Source organism: Streptomyces sp. NPDC001933, assembly GCF_042890955.1.
In the GTDB taxonomy this organism is placed as follows: Bacteria; Actinomycetota; Actinomycetes; order Streptomycetales; family Streptomycetaceae; genus Streptomyces.
Genome location: NZ_JBIASS010000001.1, coordinates 246,109 through 263,115 on the forward strand (window position 1 = coordinate 246,109; position 17,007 = coordinate 263,115).

The 17,007-nt window shown below is 71.1% G+C and carries 17 protein-coding genes; 4 read left to right on the forward strand and 13 right to left on the reverse strand.

The window, feature by feature from the left end:
• From ACFYY7_RS01015 to ACFYY7_RS01030, 4 genes are all read right to left on the reverse strand, one after another.
• The coding region (locus ACFYY7_RS01015; protein WP_388655540.1) for a tectonin domain-containing protein at positions 1–225 on the reverse strand (225 nt) is incomplete at its 3' end.
• 210 nt (positions 226–435) lie between these two features.
• A complete protein-coding gene (locus ACFYY7_RS01020; RefSeq protein WP_388655542.1) occupies positions 436–1,056 on the reverse strand; it encodes a DJ-1/PfpI family protein in 621 nt (206 codons plus the stop codon).
• 40 nt (positions 1,057–1,096) lie between these two features.
• The gene (locus ACFYY7_RS01025; protein WP_388655544.1) at positions 1,097–1,936 is read right to left on the reverse strand and encodes an MOSC domain-containing protein; all 840 of its coding nucleotides are present in this window, start codon (positions 1,934–1,936) and stop codon (positions 1,097–1,099) included.
• Complete coding sequence (locus ACFYY7_RS01030; RefSeq protein ID WP_388657059.1) at positions 1,933–2,592, reverse strand: CatB-related O-acetyltransferase; 660 nt, start codon at positions 2,590–2,592, stop codon at positions 1,933–1,935. Before ACFYY7_RS01030 ends, ACFYY7_RS01025 begins: the two co-directional genes overlap by 4 nt.
• A 67-nt stretch (positions 2,593–2,659) precedes the next feature.
• On the opposite strand from ACFYY7_RS01030, the gene ACFYY7_RS01035 reads away from it, so the two are divergent.
• The 3 genes from ACFYY7_RS01035 (at position 2,660) to ACFYY7_RS01045 (ending at position 5,354) form a co-directional block, all read left to right on the forward strand.
• A complete protein-coding gene (locus ACFYY7_RS01035; protein WP_388655546.1) occupies positions 2,660–3,328 on the forward strand; it encodes an O-methyltransferase in 669 nt (222 codons plus the stop codon).
• Between the two features lie 262 nt (positions 3,329–3,590).
• Positions 3,591–4,262, forward strand: a complete 672-nt coding sequence (locus ACFYY7_RS01040) for a hypothetical protein (protein ID WP_388655548.1) — start codon at positions 3,591–3,593, stop codon at positions 4,260–4,262.
• 219 nt (positions 4,263–4,481) lie between these two features.
• Positions 4,482–5,354: an alpha/beta fold hydrolase gene (locus ACFYY7_RS01045; RefSeq protein ID WP_388655550.1), complete on the forward strand. Its 873-nt coding sequence runs from the start codon at positions 4,482–4,484 to the stop codon at positions 5,352–5,354.
• Between the two features lie 186 nt (positions 5,355–5,540).
• On the opposite strand, the gene ACFYY7_RS01050 is transcribed toward ACFYY7_RS01045, so the two are convergent.
• The 9 genes from ACFYY7_RS01050 to ACFYY7_RS01090 all read right to left on the reverse strand — a co-directional run bounded on the left by ACFYY7_RS01050 (position 5,541) and on the right by ACFYY7_RS01090 (position 15,412).
• On the reverse strand, positions 5,541–6,182 hold the full coding sequence (locus ACFYY7_RS01050; RefSeq protein WP_266733010.1) for a superoxide dismutase: 642 nt from the start codon (positions 6,180–6,182) through the stop codon (positions 5,541–5,543).
• A gap of 381 nt (positions 6,183–6,563) precedes the next feature.
• Positions 6,564–7,976, reverse strand: a complete 1,413-nt coding sequence (locus tag ACFYY7_RS01055) for an FGGY family carbohydrate kinase (protein ID WP_388655552.1) — start codon at positions 7,974–7,976, stop codon at positions 6,564–6,566.
• Positions 7,977–7,990: 14 nt separating this feature from the next.
• Complete coding sequence (locus ACFYY7_RS01060) at positions 7,991–9,097, reverse strand: NAD(P)-dependent oxidoreductase (protein ID WP_388655554.1); 1,107 nt, start codon at positions 9,095–9,097, stop codon at positions 7,991–7,993.
• Positions 9,094–10,170 carry an ABC transporter ATP-binding protein gene (locus ACFYY7_RS01065; RefSeq protein WP_376310784.1) on the reverse strand — a complete coding sequence of 359 codons (1,077 nt, stop codon included), beginning with the start codon at positions 10,168–10,170 and terminating at the stop codon, positions 9,094–9,096. Before ACFYY7_RS01065 ends, ACFYY7_RS01060 begins: the two co-directional genes overlap by 4 nt.
• Positions 10,171–10,190: 20 nt before the next feature.
• Entirely contained in the window at positions 10,191–11,009 is an 819-nt protein-coding gene (locus ACFYY7_RS01070) for a DeoR/GlpR family DNA-binding transcription regulator (protein WP_388655557.1), read from the reverse strand.
• Complete coding sequence (locus tag ACFYY7_RS01075) at positions 11,006–12,136, reverse strand: ABC transporter ATP-binding protein (RefSeq protein ID WP_388655559.1); 1,131 nt, start codon at positions 12,134–12,136, stop codon at positions 11,006–11,008. Before ACFYY7_RS01075 ends, ACFYY7_RS01070 begins: the two co-directional genes overlap by 4 nt.
• Positions 12,133–12,963, reverse strand: coding sequence for a carbohydrate ABC transporter permease (locus tag ACFYY7_RS01080; protein WP_388655561.1), 831 nt, complete (start codon positions 12,961–12,963; stop codon positions 12,133–12,135). The genes ACFYY7_RS01075 and ACFYY7_RS01080 overlap by 4 nt, the downstream gene beginning before the upstream one ends.
• A gap of 49 nt (positions 12,964–13,012) precedes the next feature.
• Positions 13,013–13,987: a carbohydrate ABC transporter permease gene (locus tag ACFYY7_RS01085; RefSeq protein WP_388655563.1), complete on the reverse strand. Its 975-nt coding sequence runs from the start codon at positions 13,985–13,987 to the stop codon at positions 13,013–13,015.
• A gap of 3 nt (positions 13,988–13,990) precedes the next feature.
• Positions 13,991–15,412, reverse strand: coding sequence for an ABC transporter substrate-binding protein (locus ACFYY7_RS01090; protein WP_388655565.1), 1,422 nt, complete (start codon positions 15,410–15,412; stop codon positions 13,991–13,993).
• Positions 15,413–15,568: 156 nt separating this feature from the next.
• Between ACFYY7_RS01090 and ACFYY7_RS01095 the strand changes: the two genes are divergently transcribed.
• On the forward strand, positions 15,569–16,996 hold the full coding sequence (locus ACFYY7_RS01095; protein WP_388657062.1) for an FGGY-family carbohydrate kinase: 1,428 nt from the start codon (positions 15,569–15,571) through the stop codon (positions 16,994–16,996).
• The last annotated feature ends 11 nt before the right edge of the window (positions 16,997–17,007 follow it).

A 17,007-nucleotide genomic window follows, 5' to 3' on the forward strand; every position in this document is an offset into this window, starting at 1 on the left:
GTCTCCGGTGTAGCGGTAGATGCCGCCTGCTGAGTTGACGTGCCATACGGTGCCGTCGGCTGCGACGCCGATGTCGACGGCCTTGCCGGGGATGCCCACCCACGGGTTGGAGTCGTGGCCCGTGTAGCGGTACATCTGGCCCAGGGAGTTCACGCCCCAGACATGAGTCCTGGACCCGACCGAGATCGAAGTGAGACCACCGGAGACGTTCTTCCAGTCAGCCATTTTCCTGTCCCCTTACCTCGAACCTTGCGAGGGAAGCTTGCTGCTCGAAGAGGTCACCCAAACGGCCTGATATCTGGATTGACCACAGAAACAAACCAGAAATCGCCGTTTGGCTTCTTCGTCCCTCGGCCCGCCGGGGCGCGTGGCCCGCCCGCCTCACCACGAGGAGGCCGAATCCGCTGTAACCCACAAGGGAACAAGAGCGCTGCTTCAGCCCAGGGTGCGGGCCCGTTCGAGGACTTCGGCAGGGGCCTTGGCCACCGAGCCGGTGTCGAAGGGGGGCTGCGGGTCGTACTCGGTGTAGAGCTGGATCGCCTGGGCGGTCACGTCGTCGGTGAGCAGGGCGGCCAGCCGGACGGCCATGTCGATGCCGGAGGAGACCCCGGCCGAGGTGATCACCCGGTCGTGCCGGACCACCCGCTCGGGGGTGTAGGCGGCGCCGTACGACTCCAGGTCGGCGGCCGCGTCCCAGTGGGTGGTGGCGGTCAGACCGTTCAGCAGGCCGGCCGCGCCGAGCACCAGGGAACCGGTGCAGACCGAGGTGGTGAAGCGGGTGCCGGTGTGGATCCGGCGCACCCAGTCGAGGAAGGCCGGGTCGCCCACCATGGTCCGGAAGCTGCCCCCGCCCGGGACCAGCAGGACGTCGCAGCTCTCCACCTCGGAGTATCTCGTCGGGACGTGCACCGGCATGGAGCCCAACACGTCCTGGACCAGGCCGGGTTCGGCGGTCACGAAGCGGACGGTGGCGCCGGGCACGTGCGCGAGGATCTCGTACGGACCGATCGCGTCGAGCGGTTCGAAGCGGTCGAAGAGCGGAATCACGATGTCCATGCTCCGCAGCCTAAGGGCGGGACAGCCCTAGCCATCGTCTCTACGCGTTGAGCCACTCCACGACCTCGACCACGTCCCCGACGGTCAGCACGCCCTCGCACACCACCGCGTTCTTCGCGCCGAAGCTGACCCTGTTGCCGTACTCCGGTTCGCGCCGGTACGTCGACAGGGTCCGGATCGGCTCCGGGCCCGCGCGGTGTCCGGTGGCCTGGTCGACCATCGGGACGGCGCACCGTGTCGCCCGTACCGAGTGGGCGAGTTCGACGGAGCCGATGGTCATCCGGCGGACCCGGTCCTCGAAGTGGGGTTCGTCGTCGCCGGTCAGGACGATGTTGGGGCGGAAACGGTTCATGGGGACGGGCATCGCGTCGCCACGGGCGGTGATGCGGGCGTTGAGGTCGTCCAGGGAGGCCGTCGAGGCGACCAGCACCGCGTGCGCGTCCGCGAAGTTGACCTTGCCGGGGGTGTCGCCCCAGCCGTCCCGGTCGAAGCCGGGAACCACGCGTACCAGGCGGGACTTCGCGCCGAGCGCGTCGGAGAACCACTCCGCGACCTCGTCGCCCTGGTCGGCGGCCACGCCGAGCGGCCGGTCGAACATGCTGACGTCACGGCGTGCACCGTCCCTGTCGATGTCCAGGCGCAATGGCTCGACGCCCTCGGCGGCCAGGTCCAACGCCGCTCCGCCGTCCAGGACTTCCACCCTGATCGCGGCCATCGCGGGATGCGTGCGCTGGCTGCGGAAGGCGCCGTCGGCGGCGTCCACCACCATGAACGTGCGGTCGTGTTCGAGGCCGGTGCCGAAGACCTGCGCGGAGTCGACCGTGGTCCCGGCGCAGCCCTTGACGGGGTAGTACGCCAGCTCGTGGACGGTGATCGTCATGGTGTCCCCTCCTGGGCGGCCGCTTCGAGGTCGTCGACGCTGCCGGACATGATGGTGCGGATGTGTCGGGTGAGGTGGTCGGTGGGCCAGTCCCACCAGGCGACGGCGAGGAGCCGGGCGACGGTCTCCTCGTCGTAGCGGGTGCGGATGAGACGGGCCGGGTTGCCGCCGACGATGCCGTAGTCGGGTACGTCGGAGGTCACGACGGAGCCGGCGCCGATGATCGCGCCGTGCCCGATCCGTACGCCCGGCATCACCATGGAGTCGTAGCCGAACCAGACGTCGTTGCCGACGACCGTGTCGCCCCGGCCCGGCAGTCCGGTCAGCAGATCGAAGTGTTCGGTCCAGGAACCGCCCATGGAGGGGAACGGGAAGGTGGACGGGCCGTCCATCCGGTGGTTGGCGCCGTTCATGATGAACCGCGTACCGGTCCCGAGCGCGCAGAACTTGCCGATGACGAGCTTCTCCGGGCCGTAGTGGTACAGCACGTTGCGGGTCTCGAACCCGGTCGCGTCGTCCGGGTCGTCGTAGTACGAGAAGTCCCCGACCTCGATCAGCTCGGACTTCACCAGGGGCTTCAGCAGTACGACGCGGGGCTGGCCGGGCATCGGGTGCAGGACGGTGGGGTCGGCGGGGACTGGGTTCATGGCGCCCATCATCGCATCCACCTCCCATGATGTAAGTTCCTTTTAGGAACTAACCGAATCGGGAGAGGGGTGTGCCGTGACGCTGGCGCAATGGACCGAGGTCGACGACTACTTCAACGGTCTGCTGGTGGGCCCGGACGAAGCCCTGGACGCGGCCGTGGAGGCCAGTGACGAGGCCGGGCTCCCGGCGATCCAGGTCGCCGCCAACCAGGGCAAGCTGCTGAACCTGCTGGCCAGGCTCCAGGGGGCGCGCACCGTGCTGGAGATCGGCACCCTGGGCGGCTACAGCACCATCTGGCTGGCCCGCGCGCTGCCGGAGGGCGGCAAGGTCGTGACGCTGGAGGCCGATCCGGCGTACGCGGAGGTCGCGCGGGCCAACATCGAGCGGGCCGGGCTCGCGGACGTCGTCGAGATCCGGGTCGGCCGCGCCCTCGACACGCTGCCGGAGCTCGCGGCGCAGGGGTACGGGCCGTTCGACGTCGTGTTCATCGACGCCGACAAGCCGAGCAACCCCGACTACCTGGCCTGGTCCCTGAAGCTGACCCGGCCCGGCAGCCTGATCGTCGCCGACAACGTCGTACGCGACGGAGAGGTGGTCGACGGCGAGAGCGAAGACCCGAAGGTGCAGGGCGTGCGCCGGTTCACCGAACTCGTGGCGGCCGAGCCGACGTTGACCGCGACCGCGCTGCAGACCGTCGGGAGCAAGGGGTACGACGGGCTGATGATGGCGCTGGTCACCGGGTAGGTTCCGCAACCGCGTTGATACGATCACGCGTTCGACGCGTCGGTGATGCCTGTGCACCCGGCTATCACCCTGTGGAGAGACCATGCAGCGCCCCCTCGTCCCCCTCGTCCCGCTCGCTGTCGCTGCGGCGCTGCTGTGTGCTGGATGTTCCGGGGGATCAGGGTCGGGTTCGGGATCGGGGCCGGCGCAAGAGGCGGGCAGGGCCGCGAAGGACTCACCGTCCCGCTCGGCGGCGGACCACGGGGCAGCGGTACGGTCCGCGGTGGCCGGGACGAAGAAGAGCAGCGCCCGGATCGACGAGCGGATCGAGATAGGGGACGGCACCACCGAATACGTCGTCTCGATCAAGGGCGACTTCGACTGGGCGGGTGCCGGAGGGCGCCTCGCGGTCTCCCTCCACAATCCGGCGGTCCCTGGGAAGACGTCGCCCCGCATGGACGAGATCTTTGCCGACGGCACCGTCTACGTGGGCGGATTCGCCGAGATGGCAGGCTCCTGGGGATCGATTCGCCGGGACAAGACCGAGGCTCACTATGCGCTGCGGGCGCCGATGAACGACCCCGAGCACGTCTTGCGCCAGGTGGCGCAGATGCGCCGGATCTCGCGGGTCGGTGAGGAGACGGTGAACGGCACGCCCACGGTCCACTACCGGGGTGTGCTCCCTGACGAGACGGTCACGCTGCGGATGGCGAAGGACATGCGGGCCAAGATCGACTCCGTTCGGGAGCAGGTCGGTGGAATCACCGTGTACGCGGATGCCTGGATCGACCGGAAGGGGCGGCTCGTGCGTACCCGGCTCGACTGGCCCATGGGGGAGGCGGGCGTCAAGGCGACGATGAACCTGTCGGACCACGGGAAGCCGGTGCGGGCTAAGGCTCCGGACCCCGGCAAGGTCGTCCCCATGCCGGACCTCGGCGGCCCGCTGCCCGGCTGACCTGCCCCCTGCCGCGCAACATGACGGAACGGCCCCCATCTGTCACGTTCGAGCGGGGGCTCTGCCCTGCTGATGACGGCGCCGATCGCCGGCTGAGCCTCTTTGGCATGCTTGCGGCCGGTCACGGCGCTCCGGACTGCCTGCCCGGCCTGGACGGAGTCCGGCTGCCGGCGGGAAACCTCTTCGACACGGGCAGCGGGTCCGGTCATGATCGGATGTATGAGTTTGCGTGTGAGTGACCCGGTTCGTATTGGTACCGAACGGCTTCCGGGAGGGCGGCTGCTGGGCTGGGCCGAGTGGGGGCCGGGGGACGGGGTGCCGGTGCTGTTCTCGCCCGGGGCGGCCACCAGCAGGCATCTCGGCTTCGGTGCCGATGTGCTGGACGGGCTCGGGGTACGGCTGATCTCCGTCGACCGCCCCGGTCTGGGAGTCTCCTCGCCCGCGCCGGGGCGTACGTTCGGTGACTTCGTCGACGACATCCGGGCGTTCGCCGGTCTGCGCGGCCTGGGGCGGCCCCTGATGGTCGGCAATTCGCAGGGGGCGCCTTTCGCGCTGGCGTGCGCCGCCGCCGGGGCGGTCCGGGCGCTCGCGGTGGTCTCCGGTGCGGACGAGGTCGCGGAGCCGGGCTTCGCCGACGCGCTTCCGGAGGAGTTGCGGGGGCTCGTCGGCCTGGCCGTGTCCGATCCGGCCGCCGCCGAGCAGGTCTTCGCCGGGTTCACCCCGCAGGGGATGTGGGACATGGTCATGTCCGGCAGCCCGGAGTGCGACCTCGATGTGTACCGGCAGCCCGCGTTCGCCGCGGCATACCGGCGTGCACTCGACGAAGCCTTCGCGCAGGGGGCGGCCGGGTACGCCCGGGACACCGTCCTCGCCATGGGGTGCTGGGGGATCGGGCTGTCGGACATCTCCGTACCCGTCGACCTCTGGTACGGGGAGAAGGACACCGGTCACTCACCGGACCAGGGGGTCCGGCTGGCCTCGCGCATCCCGGGCGCGGTCCGGCACCTGGTCCCGGAGGCCGGCGGTGCGGTGCTCTGGACCCATGCCGGGCAGGTGCTGAGCACGCTGCTGGGGCGCGGTGCGACCCCCTGAGTCCTCGAACGTGACGAAAGGGCCCTCACCTGTCACGTTGGGACAAGACCCCCTGTGCCCCCGAGACCTCGGGCACGACAGAAGGGCCCTCGCCTGTCACGTCCAGGCGAGGGCCCTCCCTTCATCCGCCTGCCCGGTGAAGGTTGAGAAGACGATCACGAGGCAGGACGTACTTGTGCCTCCCGGTCAGGGGGCGAGCAGCAGTACGTCGGCGCGCTCCTTGGCGGCCGCGTAACGCTTCGCCACGTCCTGCCAGTTGACGACGGCCCACATCGCCTCGATGAAGTCGACCTTCTGGTTCTTGTACTGGAGGTAGAAGGCGTGCTCCCAGGCGTCGAAGACCAGGACCGGGACGGAGCCCTGGCCGACATTGCCCTGGTGGTCGTAGACCTGCTCGACGATCAGCTTGTCGCTGACCGGCTCGTACGCCAGGACGCCCCAGCCGGAGCCCTGCGTGGTGGCCGCGGCCTTCGTCAGCTGGGCCTTGAAACCGGCGAACGAGCCGAACGACTCGGTGATCGCGTCCGCCAGGTCGCCGACACCGTCCGCCGCGAGCGGCTCGCCGCCGCCGTCGCCGGTCATGTTGTGCCAGTAGATCGAGTGCAGGATGTGGCCGGAGAGGTGGAACGCGAGGTTCTTCTGGAGCCCGTTGATCGCGCCCCAGGCCTCCTTGTCGCGCGCCTCCGCCAGCTGCTCCAGGGTGTCGTTCGCGCCCTTCACGTAGGCGGCGTGGTGCTTGTCGTGGTGGAGCTCGATGATCTGCGGATTGATGACCGGTTCGAGCGCCGCGTAGTCGTACGGGAGTTCCGGGAGCGTGTACGTGGCCATGTGGTCGAACCCTCCAGCTGCTGTCCTGTTGTTATTGCAAGCTATATGCAAGAGCAGGCTAACAGCAGGAAGGGGGGCAGGTGATCAGCCCTTTGACCTAGGACGTGTCTTCCGGGCGGTGGCGTGCCTGCCGGGGCAGAACCCCCGCCCAGGGTCTCGGCGAGTTCGGGGACCCTGGACGTGGCGTCGCGGACGGTCAGCGGATTGTGCGAGATGACGACGGTGGTGCGCCCGGCCATCAGCCGGCGCAGCGGTTCCGTGATCCGGCGGCCAGACCCGGCGTCCAGCCCGGTGTTCGGCTCGTCCAGGAGCAGTACGGGCGCGTCCCCGATCAGGCGCGGGCACGCTGACGCCGGTCGGGCGCGGGCACGGTGACGTCGCTCAGGCACGGGCGCGCGTACGGGCCTCCGCGAGCCGGTTCAGGTGGTCCTCGTACTCCTTCGCGTAGTACGCCGCGTGCGCCGGGTCCGGCTCGACGACCGCCGTCGGGGCCGTCCACGCGGCCGTGTCCAGCTCCGCGCCGAACCGCCGCGCCGCCGCGAGCACCGCACCGCGCGCACCGACCTCGCCCTCCACGATCCGGACCGGCCGGCCCAGCACCTCGGCGAACAGCCGCATCCACGCGGGGGAGCGGGTGCCGCCGCCGCACAGGGCGAGGGTGCCGGTGAGCCCCGCGGCCTCCAGACAGTGCCGGGCGGCGAAGCCGATGCCCTCGCAGACGGCGCGGATCAGATCGGCGGGGGTCGTCTCCAGGGAAACGCCGGTGAACTCGGCGCGCAGCCGGGGCTCGACGAACGGGGCGCGTTCGCCGGACGGGGCGAAGTAGGGCAGGACCCGGACCCCGTTCGCGCCGGGCGGGGTGGCGGCGAGCAGCGCGTCGACCTCCGTGTGGCGTACGCCGGTGGTGGTCAGGACCCAGTCCAGGGCCGCCGTGCCGACCATCGCGGGCATGGCGCGCAGCCAGTGGCCCGGACGGTCGGTGGAGATGTGCAGCCCGGCCGGTTCGCCGTCCAGGTCGAGCCGCTCCGTGGCCACCAGCGCGGCCAGACAGGTGCCGACGATCAGCAGCCCGTCGCCGGGACGGGTGACGCCCGCGCCGAGGGCGCTGGCCGGCAGGTCGTACGGGCCGTTGGAGATGCGTAACCCGGAGGGGAGTTCGGCGGTGGCCATCGGGTCGCTGACCGGGGCGAGGAGCGGGGCCCGGTGGGTGAGGCCGAGGGCGGCCACGACATCCGGGGCGTACGCACGGGTCACCGGGTCCAGGAAGGGCATCGACGCGTCGGAGACGTCCGTGGCCCGGACCCCCGTCAGCCGCTGGAACACCATGTCCTTGCAGTACAGGGCGGTCGTCGCGGCGTCGAGCGCGGCCGGCTCGTGCCGGTCGAGCCAGGCCAGGACCGGGCCCGGACAGCCCGGGAACATCGCGCTGCCGGTGCGCCGGTAGACCGTCTCGAAGACGTCGGACGCCAGCCAGGAGTCGACCAGTTCATGGGCCCGGCCGTCCATCCAGGAGATCGCCTTGCGGACCGGCCGGCCCGCCGCGTCGACCAGCCAGACACCGTCGCCCTGGCCGGTGAGGCCGGCGAACGCCACCCCGTCGGAGCCCAGCGCGGCCAGCACCTCGCGGACCGCGCCGTACACCTCGTCCATGTCCTGTTCCACGGACCCGTCGTGGATCGCGAGCCCCACCGGGCGGGACTCGACGGCCAGCGTGCGGCCGCCCGGGTCGAAGGCGGCGGCCTTCACCACGGACGTGCCGACGTCGATGCCGATGTATCTCGTCGTGCCGGTCATCGTCACGGTTCCCCTCACAGCGCGTGGGCGAGCTGTTCGCCCCGTACGTAGCGCGCCACCTCGGCCGCCGCGATCCGGGCCGCCTTCTGCGCGACGGCCCGGCTGGCACCCGCCACATGCGGGGTCATCAGAAGGTGCGGGGTACGGAAGAGCCGGGAGCCGGGCGGGGGCGGCTCCTGCTCGTACGTGTCGAGCGCCGCCGCCCGCAACTGCCCGGAGTCCAGGGCGTCGCACAGCGCGTCCGTGTCCAGCAGCCCGCCCCGGGCCGCGTTCACCAGCACTGCGCCGCGCGGCAGCAGCGCCAGCTCGCGGGCGCCGATGAGATGGCGGGACTCCGGGGTGAGCCGGGCGTGCAGGGTCAGCACGCGCGAGCGGGCGAGCAGCGCCTCCAGCGAGCCGGCCCGCATGCCGTGGACGTCGCCGCGCACATACGGGTCGTACACCTCGACCTCGGCGCCGAACGCGGAGAGCACCCGAGCCACCCGGCTGCCCACCGCGCCGTAACCGATCAGGCCGACCGGGGTGTCCTCCAGCTCCAGGCCGCAGTTCTCGTACGTGTAGTGGGAGGCGTCCCAGCGGCCGTCGGCGGCGAGGGAGCGGTGCGCCTCGGGGATACGGCGCAGGGCGGAGAGGATCAGCCCGACGGTGAACTCGGCGGTCGCCGCCGCGTTGCGCCCCGGCGCGAAGCACACCCGCACGCCCCGGGCGCGCGCCGCGGCCGCGTTCACATTTACCGGGCCGCCCCGGCAGACCACGATCAGCCGGAGATCGGGGGCGGCGGCCAGCACCCGCTCGGTGAACGGGCCCATCTGGGTGACGCACACCTCCACCCCGTCCAGGGCGGCGATCAGCGCGTCCTCGGCGTCGCTCGCCTCGTCGACCTCGGCGACCTTGCCGAAGGGTTCCAGCGGCCAGGGCAGGGTGAGCTCGACGAGCTGCGGCTCCGTGCCGGGCGCCCCGAGCGCGTGGTTCAGGGCCTCGGCGAGCAGCGAGTTGCGGACGAAGTGGTCACCGGCGAGCAGAATCCTCGTGGCGGGGCGGACCGCCTCGGGGGGCACTGCCTCCGGGGACGCTGTCTCCGGACGGTCTGTCTCCAGGCGGTCTGTCTCGGGGAGGGTCATCGCAGAGCGTCTCCTGTCTGGGCGTCGAAGACATGGACGTGCCGGGGATCGGCGGTGATGCGTACGGTGTCGTCCCGGTCGAGCCGTACCTCCGGACCGGTCACGACGACCAGTGGCTCCGCCACGCCGTCGAGCGAGAGCGTGGCGATGCCGGATTCCAGCAGGGGCTCATGGGCGGCGACCCGGGCCCGTGCACCAGTGTCGTCCAGGCGCACATCCTCCGGGCGGATGCCGAGCACCACCGCGCGTCCCGCCGCGATCCGGTGCGGTACGGGGACGCGCACGGAGTCCGAGAGGCGCACCCCGCCCGATCCGTCGGCCGTGCCCGGCAGCAGATTGACGGCCGGTTCCCCGACGAAGTCGGCGACGAACACGTTCGCCGGGGCGTCGTAGATCTCCTCGGGGGTGCCGAGCTGCTGGATCTCGCCGTCCCGCATCACCGCGATCCGGTCGGCGAGCGACAGCGCCTCCTCCTGGTCGTGCGTGACCAGGATCGCGGTGTGGCCGCTGTCGCGCTGGATGCGCTTCAACTCCCGCCGGGTGGTGTCGCGTTGGGCGGCGTCGAGATGGGAGAGCGGCTCGTCCAGGAGGAGGACGTCGGGGACCCGGATCAGCGCGCGGGCCAGCGCGACCCGCTGCTTCTGGCCGCTGGAGAGCCCGGCCGGACGGGCGTCCAGGAGCTCGGTGATCCCGATGCGTTCGGCCATTTCGGCGACCCGGCGGCGGATCTCGGCCCGCCCGCACCCGCCCCGGGCGGCCAGCCCGAAACCGAGGTTCTCCGCGACCGTCAGCGGCGGGTAGAGCGCGTAGTTCTCGAACGCCACCCCGATGTTGCGCTGCCGGGCGGGGAGCGCGACCACCGACGAGCCGCCGATCAGGATGTCGCCGCCGGTGACCGTCTCCAGGCCGGCGATCATCCGCAGGGTCGTGGACTTGCCGCAGCCGGACGGGCCGAGCAGCCCCAGCAGCTCGCCGGAGCGCAGCTCGACGTCGATGGACCGGACGGCCTCGACGGCCACCCGGCCCCGCCCGGTGTAGGTCTTGCGCAGTGCGCGCAGGGCCAGTTCAGTCATCCGTCACCGCCGCCTCGCCCTCATCCGTCATCGCCGTCCCCCGCCCCGGAGTCCCGGCCGGTGGAGCAGACCTCGTAGGGCACCTTGTGCTCGTCGAGCTCCCGCAGCGCCTGCGGGGACGCCCCGTCGTCGACCAGCAGCAGATCGAAACGGGAGAGCGGGGCGAGCCGGTGCAGGGCGACCCGGCCCAGCTTCGAGTGGTCGAGCAGCAGCACGTTGCGGCTCGCCGAGTCGAGCATCGCCCGCTTCACGGAGATGATGTGCTGCTCCTGGTGGTAGGCGAAGCCGCCGGACACGGCGGAGGTGGAGGTGAAGCAGATGTCGACCTGGAGCGACTGCACCGCCTCCACGCAGGAGACACCGAGGAACGAGGAGTGCAGCGGGTCGAAGTCCCCGCCCAGGCCCATCAGATGGATGCCGCGCTCCTGCGACAGCAGATTGATCGCCTCCAGGAAGTTGGTGACGACGGTCAGCGGGGTGATCGAGCGCAGCCGGCGCGCTATCTCCAGCGTGGACGTCGAGTCGTCGAGCATCACCGCCATGCCCGGCTCTATGAGCTTCAGGGCCTGTTCGGCGACGGCGGCCTTCTCGGCCCGCATCGTCTTCAGCCGGTAGGAGACGTTCGACTCGAAGACACCGGACGGCTGGGCGGTGACGCCGCCGCGGAACTTGCGGACGATGCCCTGCCGTTCCAGCTCGTCCAGATCGCGGTGGATGGTCATCAGGCTGACGTCGAAACGCTCCGCCAGTTCGGCGGCGCTCACTTCGCCCTGCGCGAGGACGTACTCGGCTATGGATGCCTGACGCGGGGCGGGACCCCGCTGCGGAACGTTGCTCACGTGCTGATCCTTCGTCCTGGACGTGCCGGCCGGTCGGCCTCGAACAGCAGCAGACTCTCAGGCGGTACGGAGAGCCGGACCGGCTGGTCGGGGCTCAGGCCGGCCGCCTCGGCGCGCGGGACGACGAGGGACAGCCGCTGCCCGCCGATCCGTACGGTGACCTCGGTGGCCCGGCCCAGCAGCTCGGTGACGTGGACGGCGCCGGTCAGCTCCAGGACCGGGGGCCCGCCGCCGCTCTCGGCCGGACCCGACGGACCCGCCAGGCCGATGTCCCGTGGCCTTACGCCCAGTTGGGCGGCGGTCCCGGGCGGCGCGGGCACCGCCAGCGGCAGCTCGTACGCCCCGTCCGGCGACCGGAAGTGCCCTTCGGACGTCACTGTCCCGGGCAGCAGATTGATCCGCGGCCGGCCGAAGGACCGGGCGACGAAGGTGTCGTACGGGCGGTGCCACAGCTCCTCGCGGGTGCCGGTCTGCACCATCCGGCCGTCCCTGATCACCCCGATCCGGTCGCCGAGCGCTAGCGCCTCCACCGAGTCGTGGGTGACGTACAGCGTGGTGGTGCGCCGCACCGCACCGATCGCCCGCAGCTCCGCGCGCATCGCCTGCCGCAGCTTCGCGTCCAGGTGCGACAGCGGCTCGTCCAGCAGGAACGCCCTGGCCGGCCGCACCAGCACCCGGCCGAGCGCCACCCGCTGCCGCTGGCCGTTGGAGAGCCGGCCCACCTGACGGTCCAGCAGGGCGCCGATGCCCAGGAGTTCGGCGATCTCCCCGATCCGCTCGCGCGCCTCGTGCGCGGGGAGGCGGTGGCGCGGCGAGCGGAGCGGGGAGGCGAGGTTGTCGTACGCGGTGCGGTGCGGGTAGAGCGCGTACGACTCGAAACACATGGCCACACCCCGGTCGTAGGGCTCCACGCCCGCCATGTCCGCCCCGTCCAGCTCGACCGTCCCGGCCTGCGGCTGCTCCAGGCCCGCGATCGTCTTGAGCGTGGTCGTCTTCCCGGCGCCGGACGGGCCGAGCAGACAGAAGAACTCGCCCTCGGCCACCTCCAGGTCCAGGCCGTCGAGTGCGGTGTGCTTTCCGTAGCGCTTGCTGACCCCGCGCAGCGCGATGGCCGCCGGGCCGGTCATGACTTCACCGCCCCGAACGACAGCCCGCGCACCAGATACCGCTGGATGGTGAGCGCCAGCAGCAGCGGCGGGACGACCGAGACCAGGGCCGCCGCGGCGGTCAGGTTGTACTTGGGCCGGTCGCCGCCGAGGAAGGACAGCGCGCCGACCGTCACCGTCTGCGCGTTCGACGAGGTCAGGATCAGCGGGAAGACGAAGTTGTTCCACGCGAAGATGAACGCCAGCAGCGAGACGGCCGCGATCCCCGGCTTCACCAGCGGCAGCGCCACCTTGAAGAACGCCTGCTTGCGGGTGTAGCCGTCCAGCAGCGCCGCCTGCTCCAGCTCGGGTGAGAGATCGGAGAAGTACGACCGCATGATCCAGACGATCAGCGGGAGCGTCACCAGTTGCAGCACCCACACCATGCCGACGTAGGTGTCGAAGAGCCCGAGCTGCTGGTAGAGCACGAACAGCGGGATGATCACGGTGAGTTCGGGTGCGAAGCGGAACGAGAGTAGGGTGAACATCAGGTTCTCCGAGCCGCGGAACCGCCACCGTGCCGCGGCGTACGCGGCGGGCAGCCCGATCACCAGTGACAGCGCGACCGCGCCCAGCGACACGACGAGGCTGTTCACGAAGAACCGGAGGAACGGCACCCCCTGGTCGTCCCCGGCGCCCAGCACCGTGCGGTACGAGTCGAGGGTCGGGGTGAACGAGAAGTACGTGCTGAACAGCTCGTTCGTCGGCTTCAGCGACAGGACCACCATCCAGGCGACGGGGAACAGCGCGAAGACGAAGTAGGCGATCAGCGCCAGGTCGGCGGCGGCGGAGAGCAGTCTGCGCCTCATCGGTCCACCTCCGCGCCGACGGCCGGAACACGGCCGAGCAGTCTGCGCCTCACCGCTCCACCTCCGCGGCCCGGTTCTGGATCCGGCCCAGATAGCGCACCAGCACCATCGTGACCAGGTAGACCACGGCCCACAGCACGATCATGTAGCTGATCCCGAACGAGTAGCGCTGGAAGCGGATCGCCTCCAGATAGGCCCGGATCTGGAGCACCATCGTCGAGTCCCCGGGACCGCCCTCGGTCAGCGCGTAGATGATGTCGAAGACCTTCAGCGAGTCCATGAACCGGAAGATCACGGCGACCAGTACGTACGGCCAGAGCATCGGCAGGGTCAGGCGCCGGAAGGTGAACCACCAGCCCGCCCCGTCGACCGCCGCCGCCTCGAACGGGGAGGCGGGCAGCGAGCGCAGCCCGGCCAGCGCGAGGATCGCGACGAACGGGGTGTAGACCCAGACGTCCACCGCGATCGACGAGAGCAGCGCGCCCGTCGGGGTGTCCGTCCACTGCACACCGCCGAGCCCGAACGGCTCCAGCAGGTGGTTGATGACACCGACCGAGGGCTGGAGCATCAGCTTCCACATGATTGCGGCGATCACCGGAGCGATCATCAACGGCAGGATCAGGATCTTCTCCAGCACCCGCCCGACGAGGCTCGACCGGTGCAGCAGCAGCGCCACGGCCACACCGAGCACCGTCTCGACGGCCGCCGCGCCGACCGCGTACGCCACCGTCACCCGTGCCGAGTCCCAGAACGCGGGCTGGGTGAGGATCCGCCGGTAGTTCCCGATCCCCACCAGGTCGGGCTGCGGCTTGCTCGCCGCGAAGTCGAACACCGTGTAGTAGAGGCCGAGTCCGAACGGGTAGAGGATGCCGCCGGTCAGCAGCAGCGCGGGCACGATCAGCAGATACGGCCGCAGCGAGCGGCGCCACGCCGGCATCGCCCGCACCGCCGGCTTCCCGCCACCCTCCGGGCCCGCGGCCGCCCCGTGGCCGGCCTCCGGCGCGGTGGCCGTGCGTCCCGGCACCGGTCAGCCGACCTTCGACGCCAGATCGCCGGCCAGGCCGTTCAGCACCGACGAGGCGTTCTTCCCGCCGTAGATCTCCTGGAGCGCGGCGGCCCAGCTGGTCGTCGCGTCGAAGAACTGCTCCTGCGGGGTGAACTGGATCCTCGTCTCGTCGACGACCGTCTCGAAGGTCTCGATGAACCCCGGGACGGCCCGCATCTTGTCCTTGTACGCGGCGTCCTGGCCGACCGACTTCCGCACCGGGTCGATGTGGTTGTGCTCGATCGCGCCCTTGCGCAGATGCTCCTTGCCGGTCGCCCACTGGAGGAACAGCCAGGCGGCGGACTTGTTGCGGCTGCGGGCGTTCATGCCGAGCGACCAGATCCACATGTTGGTGGCGAGCGAGCCGCCGGGGCCCTTCGGGCCGGGGTGGAAGGCGATCTTCCCGGAGGCGGGCGAGGCCCCCTTCACCGCCTGGAAGTAGGCGGCGGTGTCCGCGTCGAAGAGCATCCCCGCCTTCTTCGCCCCGAGGTCGCTGGAGCACTGGTACCAGGTGTACGAGGTCCAGGACGGCGGCCCGCCCTTCTTGACCATCTCCGCCCAGTCCCGGGTGAACGCGATCGCCTCCGGGGAGTTCATCGCGGGCTTCACCTTCCCGCCGTCGACGGTGAAGTCCTTCAGGCCGTTGCGGGCGTACATCGTCATGAAACCGGGGTGGATCGTCGCCCAGCTGCGCGAGCCGCGCACCGCGACCCCGTACATCCCGTCGAAGCCCGCCCCGGGCGCCCGGCGGGTGATGGCCCCGGCGACCTCGCGCAGCTCGTCGAAGGTCTCGGCGGGCTTCAGGCCGAGCTTCTTGAACACCTCGGTGTTGTACGCGACGACGTTGGTCTCCCAGCCCCACGGCAGCGCGTACTGCCCGCCCTGCCCGAGCGGCGCGCCCGCTTTCAGCGACCACTGGTCGGCCGCGAGGAGGTTGGGGAAGAAGTCCTCCTGGTCCCACTCGGCCCCGGTGGCCGAGGAATTGCGCATCCAGGGGCCGAGGTCCTCCAGCCAGCCCGGCGGCCCGTACTGCCACACCATGTACGCGCCGAGCATGAACACGTCATAGGAGGCGCGTCCGCTGGACAGGTCGACGGTGAGCTTGTCGAAGTAGTTGTCCTCCGGGAAGACGTCGTACTCGACCTTGATCCCGGTCTTCTCGGTGAACGCCTTCAGATCGGCGATCAGCGCGTCGGTGTAGGGGTGCTTGTTGAGCAGCGCCTTGACCGTCTTTCCCTCGGCCCGCTTCCAGTCGAAGGGGCCGGTGACGTCGTCGGCCGCGGAGCCGTCGCCCGTGGCCTTGTCGCCGCCGAAGCCCGCGCCGCAGGCGGTCAGCAGCGGGGTGGCGGCCGCGGCTGCGCCGAGGGCGAGGAACCGTCGCCGGTCGTGGGCGTGCATGTCCATCCGTGACCTCCACGGTCCGGCCGGAGATGGGTGGGGGGCCCGTTCACACGTTGAATCGACTGGTTAACAGAGCTTGGAACAACGCAAGTTGGCCGTCAATCCCTCGCGCAACGGAAATTCTCGGTGCAGAGTGAGAACTTCACAGAGGGGACCGATATGTGGATGGGCATCGATCTCGGCACGCAGAGCGTCCGGGCGGTGGTGGCAGGAGACAGCGGCGAGATCCTCGGCAGCGGCTCGGCCCCGCTCACGGGCAGACGCGACGGCGTACGGCATGAGCAGCGGCCCCTCGACTGGTGGACCGCCCTGTGCGCGGCCAGCCGTCAGGCGCTGCGCGACTGCCCCGCCCCCCGCGCGCTGGCCGTCTGCGCCACCTCCGGCACCGTGCTGCTCGGCGACCGGGAGGGCCGGCCGCTGACGCCGGGGGTGATGTACGACGACGGGCGGGCCGTGGCGGAGGCGGCCAGGGCGGGGACCGCGCCGAGCTGGGCCCTGCCCAAGGCGATGTGGCTGCTGGGGGAGTACGGGGCAGGGGCGGACGGCGCCGTACGGGTGATGCACCAGGCCGATCTGGTGCTGGCGCGGCTCGCCGGGACGCCGCTGCCCACCGATTCCAGCCACGCCCTGAAGACCGGCTACGACCTGGAGCGGGACGAGTGGCCGCGGCGGCGGTTCGGGAAGCTGGGCCTGCCCGACGGTCTGTTCCCGGACGTGGTGCGGCCGGGGACGCGCATCGGCGAGGTGGGGCGGGCGGCGGCCGAGGAGACCGGGATTCCGGCGGGCACCGCCATCGTGGCCGGGATGACGGACGGGTGCGCGGCGCAGATTGCCTCCGGTTCGCTCACCGTCGGCTCCTGGAATTCGGTGCTGGGCACCACGCTGGTGCTGAAGGGGGTCACCTCGTCGCCGGTGCAGGACCGGGCCGGGGTGGTCTACAACCACCGCGCGCCGGACGGGAGCTGGCTGCCCGGCGGGGCCTCGGGCGTCGGCGGCGGGGCGCTGACCGCCGCGTTCCGCGACGCGGACCCGGCCCGGCTGGACGCGCTGGCCCGCGACCACGAACCGGCGCGGGTGGTGGCGTATCCGCTGGTGGCGACGGGGGAGCGGTTCCCCTTCGTCGCGCCGGAGGCCACCGGCTTCCTGCTCGGCGAGCCCGCCTCCGACGCCGAGCACTGGCTGGCCCTGCTCACCGGCGTGGGCCTGGTCGAACGGCTCTGCTTCGACTACCTCGACCTGCTCGGCGCCCAGGTGTACGGCCGGCTCACCTTCACCGGGGGCGCGGCCCGCAGCGGTTACTGGAGCCGGCTGCGCGCCGACATCCTGGGCCGGCCCGTGTACATCCCGCAGTACAGCGAACCCGCCCTCGGCATGGCGGTCCTCGCCGCGTACGGGGCGGGGGACGGGACCAGCCTGATCGGGACAGCGGGTGCGATGGTGCGGCTGCGGCACGTACTGCGCCCGGACCCGGCGCGTACGGCGTGGTACACCGAGCCGTACCTCACGCTGGTGGACGAACTGGAGCGACGCGGCTGGCTCCCCGGCCCGGTCGCCGCCCACGCCCGCACCCGGACGGAGCAGTCGTGACCGTCCACGAC

Bases quoted from the DNA above. Each gene is read 5' to 3' on its own strand.
- ACFYY7_RS01020 (WP_388655542.1), bottom strand. From the start codon at position 1,056: ATGGACATCGTGATTCCGCTCTTCGACCGCTTCGAACCGCTCGACGCG.
- ACFYY7_RS01025 (WP_388655544.1), bottom strand. From the start codon at position 1,936: ATGACGATCACCGTCCACGAGCTGGCGTACTACCCCGTCAAGGGCTGC.
- ACFYY7_RS01030 (WP_388657059.1), bottom strand. From the start codon at position 2,592: ATGGGCGCCATGAACCCAGTCCCCGCCGACCCCACCGTCCTGCACCCG.
- ACFYY7_RS01045 (WP_388655550.1), top strand. From the start codon at position 4,482: ATGAGTTTGCGTGTGAGTGACCCGGTTCGTATTGGTACCGAACGGCTT.
- ACFYY7_RS01050 (WP_266733010.1), bottom strand. From the start codon at position 6,182: ATGGCCACGTACACGCTCCCGGAACTCCCGTACGACTACGCGGCGCTC.
- ACFYY7_RS01055 (WP_388655552.1), bottom strand. From the start codon at position 7,976: ATGACCGGCACGACGAGATACATCGGCATCGACGTCGGCACGTCCGTG.
- ACFYY7_RS01060 (WP_388655554.1), bottom strand. From the start codon at position 9,097: ATGACCCTCCCCGAGACAGACCGCCTGGAGACAGACCGTCCGGAGACA.
- ACFYY7_RS01065 (WP_376310784.1), bottom strand. From the start codon at position 10,170: ATGACTGAACTGGCCCTGCGCGCACTGCGCAAGACCTACACCGGGCGG.
- ACFYY7_RS01075 (WP_388655559.1), bottom strand. From the start codon at position 12,136: ATGACCGGCCCGGCGGCCATCGCGCTGCGCGGGGTCAGCAAGCGCTAC.
- ACFYY7_RS01080 (WP_388655561.1), bottom strand. From the start codon at position 12,963: ATGAGGCGCAGACTGCTCTCCGCCGCCGCCGACCTGGCGCTGATCGCC.
- ACFYY7_RS01090 (WP_388655565.1), bottom strand. From the start codon at position 15,412: ATGGACATGCACGCCCACGACCGGCGACGGTTCCTCGCCCTCGGCGCA.
- ACFYY7_RS01095 (WP_388657062.1), top strand. From the start codon at position 15,569: ATGTGGATGGGCATCGATCTCGGCACGCAGAGCGTCCGGGCGGTGGTG.